Origin of the sequence: Sphingobacterium sp. UBA5996 (assembly GCF_002429765.1) — a bacterium.
Classification (GTDB): Bacteria; Bacteroidota; Bacteroidia; order Sphingobacteriales; family Sphingobacteriaceae; genus Sphingobacterium.
The window spans coordinates 114,641-127,212 of sequence record NZ_DJAS01000004.1; the positions used below are offsets into that span (position 1 = coordinate 114,641).

At 41.6% G+C, this 12,572-nt stretch carries 6 protein-coding genes; 2 read left to right on the forward strand and 4 right to left on the reverse strand.

All coding sequences use genetic code 11. The features are described 5' to 3' along the window. Position 1: 1 nt before the first annotated feature. The 4 genes from B3E00_RS03505 to B3E00_RS03520 are packed head-to-tail and all read right to left on the reverse strand — an operon-like array spanning position 2 to position 6,960. Entirely contained in the window at positions 2–772 is a 771-nt protein-coding gene (locus B3E00_RS03505; protein ID WP_293936946.1) for a hypothetical protein, read from the reverse strand. A gap of 14 nt (positions 773–786) precedes the next feature. Next, a complete protein-coding gene (locus B3E00_RS03510) occupies positions 787–3,522 on the reverse strand; it encodes a sugar-binding domain-containing protein (RefSeq protein ID WP_293936949.1) in 2,736 nt (911 codons plus the stop codon). A 36-nt stretch (positions 3,523–3,558) separates the two neighbouring features. Continuing rightward, complete coding sequence (locus B3E00_RS03515; protein ID WP_293885431.1) at positions 3,559–5,349, reverse strand: glycoside hydrolase family 2 protein; 1,791 nt, start codon at positions 5,347–5,349, stop codon at positions 3,559–3,561. A gap of 33 nt (positions 5,350–5,382) precedes the next feature. Further along, positions 5,383–6,960 carry a DUF4832 domain-containing protein gene (locus B3E00_RS03520; protein ID WP_293885430.1) on the reverse strand — a complete coding sequence of 526 codons (1,578 nt, stop codon included), beginning with the start codon at positions 6,958–6,960 and terminating at the stop codon, positions 5,383–5,385. Between the two features lie 446 nt (positions 6,961–7,406). Between B3E00_RS03520 and B3E00_RS03525 the strand changes: the two genes are divergently transcribed. Further along, a complete protein-coding gene (locus tag B3E00_RS03525; RefSeq protein WP_293936951.1) occupies positions 7,407–10,616 on the forward strand; it encodes a SusC/RagA family TonB-linked outer membrane protein in 3,210 nt (1,069 codons plus the stop codon). Positions 10,617–10,653: 37 nt separating this feature from the next. Beyond that, entirely contained in the window at positions 10,654–12,567 is a 1,914-nt protein-coding gene (locus B3E00_RS03530) for a RagB/SusD family nutrient uptake outer membrane protein (RefSeq protein ID WP_293885426.1), read from the forward strand. The last annotated feature ends 5 nt before the right edge of the window (positions 12,568–12,572 follow it).

The following is a 12,572-nucleotide window of genomic DNA, read 5'->3' on the forward strand; positions in this document are numbered from 1 at the left end:
TTTACTTAAAAACAGGAGTAGGCGACAAATTTATCTTCGTTTGTTGCTTGTTTTTTAGCTCGAATATCACCAGTTCATTGTGGTCGGGTAATAAATATTCTGACGGGATTAACAATGATTGTTGTTTTTCTTCTTCCCAATAAGACCCTAAATATTTTTGATTTATCCAAACTTCTCCCATCCCCCACCCTGTCATATTAAGATACTTGTTTTGTGACGGATTAATTTCGAACTGACCCTGGTAAAAACCAGGGCCACTAGGGGGTGCACTTCGTTCAAAAATCAGATTCTTAAGTGGATAATTTCGTGCATCCAAGGGGATCATTTTCCAGTTGTGCAGTTCGTTTCCAGCTAAAGTAACCGCACCAAACAACCCCTTTGAATTGTCTGTAATTTCTGGCCCATAGGTGATTCGCCCGATATTCTCGACATAAAATTGAAGTATATGTGTGCCCGAACCTGTTTTAATCACCAGTTTTTTATCTTGATCCGTCAGAGTTCCCTGTAACATGCCATCCACATAGACCACCGCATAATCGCGTACATTCTCTAATGCTAGTTCTTCACTTTCGGCATCCGTAGTAATCTCGGTCTGATAAAGCACATAGCCAAATTCGACGTTCAAATCGTTAAAAGATAACGGATTTTTAGCCTCGACGGTTTTTTTATAGATCTGCGATACTCCGGCCTTCCATTCTACCATCACTTCTTGTGCCTTTAGGGATTGCCCTAACAAAAACGCTGTTAGCGTCCAGATAAATGCTCTTATCATCGTTTAACTCTTCTTTACTTGATTAAAAATGATTGAATAAAAGTCTCATCCACGGCTACTTGTGGCGAGAATTTCGCACTTTTTACATAGTTATCCATACTATACAACAATTGTTGGGTGGCCGGGCGGTTATCCATATCGGTCTTTGTATCTAATGCCATTACCAGAAGTTTTCCACCGTTCAGTTGAGCTTCGAAACCTATACCTAATTTTTGGTTGTTATCATAGCTGTCAATGACTTGTATAAACGGACGAAGTTGTTGTGGGGCATCTTGCATTTCGATTACTTTTGCATGATTGAGGATATCCCACCATTGCCAATCAGTATGGTATGAAGTAAGGAAATCTTTAAACATGGCCTGTTGATGATGGACCAGATTGCCGATCGTCATTGGTGCCCAAGCAAACATAATAGGGTTCCAAAAATGATTATGAAATAGTGATTTCCGACCTTTTATTTTGTCTGGCGAAGCATAGAGAACCACCGTTTTTCCCTTAGACAGCTGGCTTTTTGCAACATCATCATAGACATCGGTGTACAAAATCTTATCTGTAGACTGCATCAGATTTTGATGTTTGGGATATACCCAAATGTCCCAGCTATTTTTAATAGAATCATTAACTGCAAGATGAACCGTAACCTTTTGGCTACGGACATTTTTTAGGGGAATCTCAAATTCACCCACCGGCGATACATTTTCGTTGGCAATGGTTTGCTTTTTAAGTGTACCCTTTTGCAATACACTGCCTGCGGTATCCGTCAACCACCATTTAATTGTGGCATTTTCGATTACGGAATTGCTAAAGTTATACACTTCCGCTTTACCTTTAAATGTTTCCGTATTGAAGAAACTGCTTTTTTCGTACCGCAGTAATGCGACAGTGGGCGCGCAAAACTCACGGAATTTATCGGCAGTAACCAGTCCCTTTGAGTCCCAGAAAGGATCAAAAATACCGACTGGGGCGTAGCCTTGCCCCGGAAAATCGTTCATCGACAAGAGCTGGAAACCAGCGGATTTACCCGAGCGCAATAAGGCTTCGATGACGGCTTTGTATTCCAGTACCGTCAGCGCACCAGATGCCCTAAAGAAATCTTTTGCCTGATCCAACATGCCATTCTTTTGCAATAGGTCTCGAAAAACCTCAAAATTTCGGGCCTCCACGGGACTGTTTGCATATTTCTTTATCTCATCAAAATTTGGGTAGATACAACGTTGTCCCGACTCGTGCGAGATAACAGGCACATCTACATCAGATTCCATGTTCTTATCCCAGTCGGTGCCGGGTAGCCCCTCATAAACCTTCACCGCACCTTTATTGGTTTGTTGCGATACGTAATATTGATCTGACTTAACCCGTGTTCGCGCCGTAGAACCACTATACAGATGGCGCGGATCAGCTTTTCTACCTTCCGCAGTCAATTCCTCAATAAAGTCGAAATTGCCTGTAATTTCATTGCCATTGCAGTAAAGAACAAAAGAAGGGTGATTGCCATATTCTTTTAAAATAGCTTTAATTTCCCGGCGGAAAAAGTTATATCTTGCTTCGTCCGGTTCGGCATCTTTGCCCCACATAGGCATTTCCACCTCAAAATATATTCCGTGTTTGTCTGCCATGCGAAAGGCAGCAGCCGGAGGGCACCAAGAATGGAAACGTAAATGGTTCATGCCGTAGTTCTTCATCAGCATCATAATTCTTTCCCAAGAGCCATCATCAAGCGGAGCATGTCCTGTTTTTGGAAAAACCGCATTTTCTACATTACCTCGTAAATGTATCGGATGATTATTGAGCAGTATATGATTTTTTCCCTGCTTTACTTCGCGCATACCAAAGGTGGTCGATTTCTCATGCTTATAGCTATTGTTACCATCCGAAGTATTCAACTGGCAGCTAATCCGATAGAGATTTGGGTTAAACTCATCCCACAGTTTAATGCGTTTTCCTAAGGGAATATTGGCCTCTACAAAATTTACCGAATCAGTACTTACGATGGCAAGCTGATGCTTGAGACTGTAGTTTGTTCCGGCGATAGCAAAGGATACCTGACCATTTATCTGCTTTTTAGTCGTATTATTTACCTTTAACTTTACTTTTATAGACTGATCGGCTATGTTGGGATATACCTGAAAATCGTCGACGTAAACCGGATCTACGGCCATCAGCTTCATATCACCCAAGATGCCATTCCAGTTAATTTGCGTAAATTCTGTATGCGCATGATTCCATTTGTGCGTATTGTACTGAAATCGATTATCAATACAAATGGTAATGCGATGCTTCTTTCCCGGTTTTAAAAATGCACTCAAATCGTGGTTGTGCGGCACGCTGACATAATCGATGCTGCTAACTTCTTTGGTGTCTACAAAAATCGAACTCAACCAATGGGTACGTTCAAAATAGAGAAATATTTTTTTCCCTTTCCAGTCAGCAGGGATTTCGATATCACGTTGGTACCATGCCGGACCCATGTATTCATATTTTCGGGTCAGACGGTCAATATATTTATAGGGAGTTTGATACCCTATATGATAATCATCTGTAATACCCGGTAGTTTAATCGTCCCTTGTAATACGTGATTATACCGAGGCGACAGCGAGCCCCTACGAAAATCCATCACATCAGTCTGGAACCCCCAAGTACCGGATAAATCCACGACATCTTGCGCTTTCAATAACGCTGTATGCACTAAAAGCCACAGTAAACATATTAGTTTAACGTATTTGAATATACCTGTTTTGTATGTGTTCATTTTGTGTGTTACTCTTTTCTCTACTTTCATTCATTTCTATAAATTATTCTCATAATATTCCTTTATAAGATACCATGCTTTCTTTCGATAACCTTGGTCCGATACTAACCCTTTTCGATTCCATCCCCCTTGGTTAGTCGGATGAAAACGGAAAGGCGAACGGAAATCAAATAACACCCAAGGTGAAATTCCGCGTAGGTTTGGGATATGCTTAAACATTTGCAAGTTGTCTTTGTATAAAGTTGCTTGGTAATCTTCACTCCATGAACTAGCAACATCCTTTTCGCCCGTTTTTCCATAGAGGGCCTCTCCGCCGAATTCAGAGATAATCAAAGGCTGCCCTTTTGCCACATCCCATACAGCTTTATCAGGGGAAACCGGCCAATTGTGGTACCAGCCTAAATATTTATTAACCGCTACCACATCCAGCTCTTTAATGAAAGGGTCGTCCATGACAAAGATTTCTTTTTCTTTATTAAAACGAACCAGGTCAAAAGCAGCCGTAATAAGTCGCGTTGTGTCCATAGCTCGGCATGTTGCAATCAAGTGCCTGATGAAAGCATTTCTTTGTTCGGAAGGTTGGGTTTCGTTAGCTACCCCCCAAAAGGTAAGTGCACAACGGTTTTTATCACGCTCGATCATTTCACGCATCATTTTAACCGCTTTTTTCTTGGTCGATTCATTTTCAAAATCGATCCCCTGCCAGATGGGAATTTCCTCCCATAACATGAAACCCATTTTTTCTGCCATTCGCACGATATATTCATTCTGTGGATAATGTGCCAAGCGAATCATGTTACAGCCCAAAGCCTTAGCTTCAGAAAGTAACATCAACGCATCTGACTGCGAAAAAGCACGGCCCTCACGTTGAGGTATTTCCTCATGAAATGAAATCGACTTCAGAAAAATAGGCTGGCCATTCAGCAAGATATCTTCCCCCTTCACCCAAATATTGCGAAAGCCGATCTCCTCTTCTATTTCGTCAGTTTGGGTAGATATCTTGACATGATATAATTTTGGTGCAGTTGGCGACCAACGCTTGATTTCTGTTGATGTAAAAGACGTTTTTACTTCTCCCAAAGCATTCGTCTCAAGTGTTTGTTTCAATCCTAATTCTGGTATTTCGATGGTTACGGAAGAATTGGCCAACTTTTCTGAAAGTTTTACCTGAGCATTGATTTTATTGCCTTTGGTTTTGTCCAATTGGATAAAATAATCGTCAATAAAAACTTTCGGTGTACTAACTAGAAAAACATCACGGGTAATGCCGCCGTAGTTCCACCAATCAAACGCCATTGCTGGAATGGCATCTATCCGACGCGTATTATTGACCTCAACGACCAAAAAATTATCATTTTCTTTCACAGCATCTGTTATTTCAACCTGAAACGGAGTGAAGCCTCCTTCATGTTGTCCGATCTCTTTGCCATTGAGATAAATGCGACAACGGTAACTTACAGCAGTAAAATATAAAAACAGCCTATTTCCGCTTGCTTTCGCTGCATCGAACTTGCGGCCATACCAAATGGTACCCTCATAGTATTTAAGTTCGGGCATCTGGCTGTTCCAATCCGAAGGCACGTTTAAACGAATACCATTTTCGAAGGCATATTCGTAGAAATCAGTCTTATTTTCGGGCTTTTTATTGAGATAGATTTTGTTTTTTCTACCCTGGTCATACAAGTCGACAATGGCATCCCACTTACCATTTAATAACTGTGCACGCCTACCATACACATTAATCATATTTTGCTGAGCAACAAGATGAAATGCGAACAGATTAAAAAATAGAGATAATACCAAAGATAGATTGATCAGCTTTACCATAATAGATGTTATTTTTTATAGAATCTTCATTTTCTATTTTACCCGTATAACCGACAGTTTGGTCCAGCCCTGCGGAGTTAATTCTTCATTGAGTGCGAGTTGAATTGCTGGTTTACTATTTTTTGTCGTATCCACAATGGCGACAGCCCAGGTGTAAATTCCCGCAGGTAGATCTATTTTTGCTTTTAGGTTGTAATTCACACCAGCACCTTTCAACCATACAGACGGTTCGCTCTGATGATCAATAAAAATCTTCTTCACATTCCCGCTAGCATCTAACAACGCAAAAGCTACTTTATATTTGTAGTTCCACTGTGGAATATTATTTGGTAGATAACCCCAGCCCATATTCTGCCAACGGTGAGAAATTAATGCTGCAGCACCGGAACGGATATCTTGAGGTAATTTGATCTGGTCCGGATAGACACGATATCCCCCCTCTGAAGTAAACCGTTGAACCAGATCAAAGGACTTAAACCAAGACTCAGTTTCCCCGCCCGCTCTGAAATCCATCATGTTCACATGAGCTTCAGCCGACAAATCAAACTCGCCCTTCCTTACATCCTCGTCGTGTCCTTCTCTATATTTTCCACTGGGATCTGTCCAATAACGATGCTTGCCCGGAGCAATAATCCAGCCGCCCTCCATAATGATGGGCCGTTTGAAATTCCATTTCTTGGCAAAATTCTTTTCCCAGTCCTGATAATAGCCTGTCATACCAAAAGCATCTTGGCGCAAACTATAACCTTTATCAATAGCTTTATCCAATAAGCGTTCGCTGTTTGGATTTACAGCTCCCCAACTTTCGGGATGCCCAACCAAACGGTGATAGTTAATAACTAAAGGTACTTCGGTGAAGGCTTTAGCATATAAGTTGGTTACCCAATCCAAGGTCTCTTCCTTTATTTTTTCAGTACTTTCGGGAGTTGCTGTTTTCGGATCTTCATAAACTACATAATGTGCCTCGCCCCATTTTCCCAAGCCATAAGCGTCAATAAATGAAGTTTTTTCAGAGTCATTAAATTCTTGAGCTAACGCGGTTATAAATTTGCTATAGTACTTTCTGAATACCGCATCCTGCGGATAGGGAGTTTGCCTATCTGGATGGTTTTCATTTTCCAGATAATATTTAGCGCCTTGATCAAAAACAAATTTGGGTGTATTTTGACCTTGGTCGCGGCCATCAACCACAATGCGAAGCGCGATGGGCAGCCCTCTCTTTTGCGCTCCTTTCAGAAGCTTTCCTATTTTAGAACTCGGGTTATCCCAGGCATAAACACCGTCACTGGGATTCAGCGATGACCAACTTGTGCGTACATAACATGCCGAGGCGTAATCAATGACCTTTACTTTTTTACCCAATGCTGGTACAAAATATTCGATATCCCAATACGTATCATCTGCATTCCGCGGCGCATACATTACCCAGCCATTTAAAGGATTGCGCAAGACTGATTGGCCATCGTACTTTGGCTTCAATAGGATATACGCTGAGCTGTTTGAATCGCTCTCACTTTTATTTTTTTGAGAAAAGCCAGACAACGTGGATGTACAAAATAAAAGTGATAAAATACTTATTATACCATGAGAGATTATTTTTCTGTTTATCATTTCGTATCAGAATATATTATTATGTGTATTGGTTATTGGTTACTGTATTCCCCATTTACGCAGCCCACTACTACAGTTTATAACTTATTGGGCTGGTTTAATAATAAAATGATTTATTGAGGTACGGTACAAAAATAGCTATAGTGGATTTCCACTAGGGTACTGAATCGTTCAGAAATGGTTCATTTTTGTACAAAATGGCTCTAATCGTCTCATTTGAAACAGCGGTCGATGAAATTAATGTAAAGGTCCTTAGTCTCCCATATTCTTGTATGCTGAATACGTTAGAAAACTTGCTGAACCTCATAGCGCTAAGATTCGGCACAAAACATGCTAAAAAAGACGATTTCACCCCCTTCTTTTGCTGTAAATCCCCTCGAATTATACAGTTTGTTGTGACGATAATTGTATTAACATAACTCAATTTATAACCAAAATTCTTATTAATGAAAAGATGGAAGAAGATTAAATCTCGTCTAGGAATTTTTATGTTTCTAATGACGGCAACTTGTTTTGCAGCCATTGCTCAACAAGTTCGGGTACAAGGAAAGGTCTCCTCAGAAAATGACGGTACAGCTTTATCAGGCGTCACGGTGAGTGTTTTGGGAGGCACTCTTCGCGTATCTACGGACGGAAATGGTCGATATGTACTAAATACCAGTAAAACGGCAACATTAGTATTTAGTAGTGTCGGCTATGCCCGCCAGGAAATTTCCTTGATCGGAAAAAAAATAGATGCCAACAACACCATCACCTTAGATGCTCAAATCAAACTAAACGAAAATGTTATTGATGATGTTGTTGTTACGGGTTTTGGACAACGTGAAAAAAGAGCGTCTGTCGTCGGCTCGGTAACCACAATTAATCCCAAGGAATTAAAAGGACCAACAAGTAACCTGACAACGATGCTTGCGGGAAGGGTTGCTGGTATGATTGCCTTTCAACGGAGCGGTGAGCCTGGATCTGACAATGCCAATTTCTTTATTCGGGGACTTGGAAGTTTCGGAACTGGAAAACAGGACCCGCTGATTCTTATCGATAACATCGAGTCCTCACCTACCGACATGGCACGTTTGCAACCAGACGATATCGCGAGCTTTTCTGTGCTCAGGGATGCCAATGCAGCAGCCATGTACGGTGCCCGCGGGGCAAATGGTGTTGTACTGATCACAACGAAACTGGGGAAAGAAGGTGCTACAAAATTCGAATTCCGCACCGAAAGTAATATTTCTACGAATACACGCAATTTTAAATTTGCAGACAACATCCGCTATATGGAAATGGCCAACGAGGCTTATCTAACTAGACCAGCTGATGCCGCCAGCGGACAGGGACTTCCTTACTGGCAGAACAAAATTGATCACACACGAGCCGGAGACAATCCGCTACTATATCCAAATAACAATTGGATTGACCAACTCATAAAAGACTACACATTAAACCAACGCAACAACTTAAATATCAGTGGCGGTGGAGCAAAAGCGAAGTACTATCTGTCGGGCACCTATAATATCGATAATGGTATTTTGAAGATGAACGGAATCAACAATTTCAATAACAATATCAAGTTAAAAAATTATTCAGTACGTTCGAATATTGATATCAACTTTACGCCTACTACGGTTGGTATCGTACGGGTATACGCGCAATTTGACGATTACAATGGACCTATAGGTAGCACAGATGAAAACGGGAGCCGTATCAACGGCGGAGCAGCTACGTTCAGACGGGCAATATGGTCGAATCCTGTCATGTTCCCCGCGATCTACCCGTCTTCGTATATGCCTTATATGAATCATCCTTTATTTGGTAATGCACTCAACAGAAATGGTGGTTTATTTGTGAATCCGTATGCGGAAATGGTCCGTGGTTATCAAGAATTCAATACCTCTACGATAATGCCACAGATTCAAATTAATCAAAATCTGAATGCATTGATTCCAGGTTTGAGCCTTACAGCCATGACTTACCTAAAACGCTATGCCTATTTTGAAGTAAACCGAAAATATAACCCTTTCTATTACACCGCATCTGCTGATGCCTATGGCGATTTAAGCCTGCGCGTCATGAACGATGGCTCACTGGGATCGATCGGTACGGTCGGTACCGAATACCTCGATTATTCGGAATCTGCAAAAGAAGTCAACTCGATGTTTTACGCACATGCAATTGCGAGCTATAATCATGCTTTTGGCAAGCACAATGTAGGTGCCACAGTCATCGGATTAGTTCAGAATTCATTGAGTGGAAATGCCGGAAACTTGCAACTCTCGCTACCTTCACGCAATATTGGTCTATCTGGTCGCTTTTCTTACAATTTCGATGATCGTTATATTGCCGAATTCAACTTTGGTTACAACGGTTCAGAACGCTTTGCCAAAAATCGTCGTTTAGGTTTTTTTCCTTCCTTTGGGCTTAGTTACAATATATCCAACGAAGCATTTTTTGAACCTGTCAAAGAGGTCATTTCAAAACTAAAAATTCGCGCCACGCATGGTTTTGCCGGTAACGATCAGATAGGCCGTTCGCAAGATCGCTTTTTCTATTTATCTGATGTAAATATGAACGATTTTCCGATCGCATTTGGTGAGCTTTCGGGCTATAACAGACCGACCATTGCCATTCGTCGTTATGCCAATCAGGATATCACTTGGGAACGATCGCGGCAGACAAACTTAGGACTTGAACTAGGCCTCTTTAAAGACCTCGAATTAAATGTAGATGTCTACAAACAGGTACGGAGCAATATTCTCACTGGTCGATCTTATATACCGAGTACCATGGGGCTGCGGGCTCCTATTGTTGCCAATACCAATAAAGCAGAAAGTAAAGGGGTCGATCTTACGCTAAATTATAATAAGAATTTCGGCGACAGCTGGTATATTCAGGGTCGGGGCACGATGACCTATGCAGTGAGCAAAAAATTGATTGTGGATGAACCTGCTTACAAAGAGGCTAGCCGCTATACGGTAGGAACTTCAGCATCCCAAGAGTTTGGTTACATCGCTGAGCGTCTATTTGTGGATGATCAAGAAGTACTGAATTCTCCTGTACAGTTCGGAAAACCAGGGTTGGATTATCTTGGAGGAGATATCAAATACCGTGACGTCAATGGCGATGGACAGATTACAGACCTAGACCGTGTCGCGATAGGTTACCCAACGACACCTGAAATGATCTATGGATTTGGTGGTACTGTGGGTGGAAAAGGCCTAGACTTCAGCTTTTACTTTCAAGGTTCTGCACGCTCTTCTTTTTTCATAAATTCTGAGAATATCTCTCCTTTCTATTTAAATGGTGGTTCACAAAATGGCCTTTTACAGGTCATTGCTGATAGCTATTGGAGTGAGGAAAATCGCAATCTTTATGCCTTCTGGCCTCGCCTAAGTGAAAACATTATTGCAAATAATAATCAAAGAAGTACCTGGTGGATGCGCAGTGGAGCTTTCTTGAGATTGAAAACAGTCGAAGTCGGCTATACTTTTAAAGAAAGTTTGATGAAACGTATCAGAGCAAAAAACCTACGGGTTTATGCCAACGGAATGAATTTATTTGCCTTAAGCTCCTTTAAGATGTGGGATGTCGAAATGGGAGGAAAAGGAATAGGCTATCCGATTCAGTCCGTTTACAACATTGGTTTACAACTGGGCTTTTAATGTTAACTACAACCGAGAAATAATGAAAAATAAAAATATGAAAAAGACAGCAACCTATTTAGCATGCCTCTTGTTTAGTGCTTTTGGTGTTTCTGCCTGCAAAGATTATATCGACGTCGTTCCGGATAATGTGGCGACAATTGACAACGCCTTTTCCTTGCGAAATGAAGCTGAGAAATTTCTCTTCACTTGTTATGCATGGTTACCAAATAATTCGGATGCTCAAAGCAACATTGGATTTCTTGCTGGCGACGAAGTCTGGCTACCTGTCGCCCAACGTGAAATCTATCCGGCTAACAACTGGCGAATCGCGCGCGGTGGGCAAAATGTCAACCAACCTCTAGTAGACTCTTGGAGAGGTGGCTTATGGACCGCTATCCGAGATTGCAATATCTTTTTGGAAAATGTTTCTGATCTATCCAAAGTACCTGATCTCTCAGTTGATGATCGTTCGCGATGGATTGGAGAGGTATTGTTTCTAAAAGCGTACTACCATTATTTGTTATTCCGTCAATATGGTCCAATTCCTGTGGTTGAAAATAATATATCACTTGATGCAAACCAGTCAGCTGTACGCGTAGAACAACGTCCTGTAGATGAGGTTGTCAATTATATCGTTACTTTGTTAGATTCCGCAGCGCAAAAAGCTGTCCCCTTAATTATTCCGAACAAAGCAGCAGAATTGGGCCGGGTGACTAAACCCATCATTCAGGCTGTAAAAGCTGAAGTATTGCTCACTGCGGCAAGCCCATTATTCAACGGAAATACAGATTATCAGTCCATGCGAAATAGCAAAGGTGAACAGCTTTTCAATCCTTCATACGATGCCTCAAAATGGACCAAAGCTGCGGAGGCCGCTAAAGTTGCAATTGAATCTGCCGATGCAGCGGGTATCCGCTTCTTCCCTTTCAATAAGGCTGAATATGGGCAGTTTAAGATGAGCGATGCAACAGCAAAGGTGCTAGGTATTAATTTAGCTTTCAATGAGCGCTGGTCTGCTGAACACATTTGGGCAAACCCTAATTATCAGGCATGGAATATACAGCGAGACGCGATGCCGCTGTTAACTCCAGAGGCAGTGGTCGGTACAGCAAGGCAGCACCTCAGCGCACCACTGAAAATTGCAGAAATGTTTTATACAAAAAATGGTGTACCCATCAACGAGGATAAAACATTAGACTTTAACGATAAGTCAACCTTACGTGTGGCCACCTCTGCAGATCGCTACTATATCAAAGAAGGATATACCACGGCACGTTTAAACTTTGACCGCGAGCCACGCTTTTATGCTGACTTGGGTTTTGACGGTGGTATCTGGTTTAAGTTTGATACTAAAAGCCTCTCAGACGAGGATACTTATTATGTGCAGGCAAAGTTAAATCAGCCTGCCGGCGCGAATAACCATGGATGGATCAATGAAACTGGATACTTTCTTAAAAAATTAGTCAATTGGGAACAAGCATTTAGCAGCAACGGAGTCAGTTATAAGTCCTACCCTTGGCCGAACATGCGGTTAAGCGACATCTATCTGATGTACGCAGAAGCATTAAATGAGGCAAATGGTCCTTCCAATGAAGTATACACGTATTTAGACCGCATTCGTGAACGTGCAGGAATCTCTGGAGTACTATCTTCTTGGAGTCAATTTTCTTCAAACCCTGACAAGCCGACGACAAAAGAGGGTCTTCGCGAAATTATCCAACGCGAACGCATGATCGAATTGGCCTTTGAAGGAAAACGTTATTGGGACTTAAGACGCTGGAAATTGGCCGTTAAATACTTCAACCAAAACATTACCGGATGGAGTGTAAACCAAGAGGTCAGTGCAGATTACTACCAGATAAGAACCTTATTTCAGCAGACATTTGTAGCGCCTAGAGATTATTTCTGGCCAATTGCTCAAGGCGAATTAACCGTAAATCCTTCCTTGACACAAAGTCTTGGATGGTAGCCCTT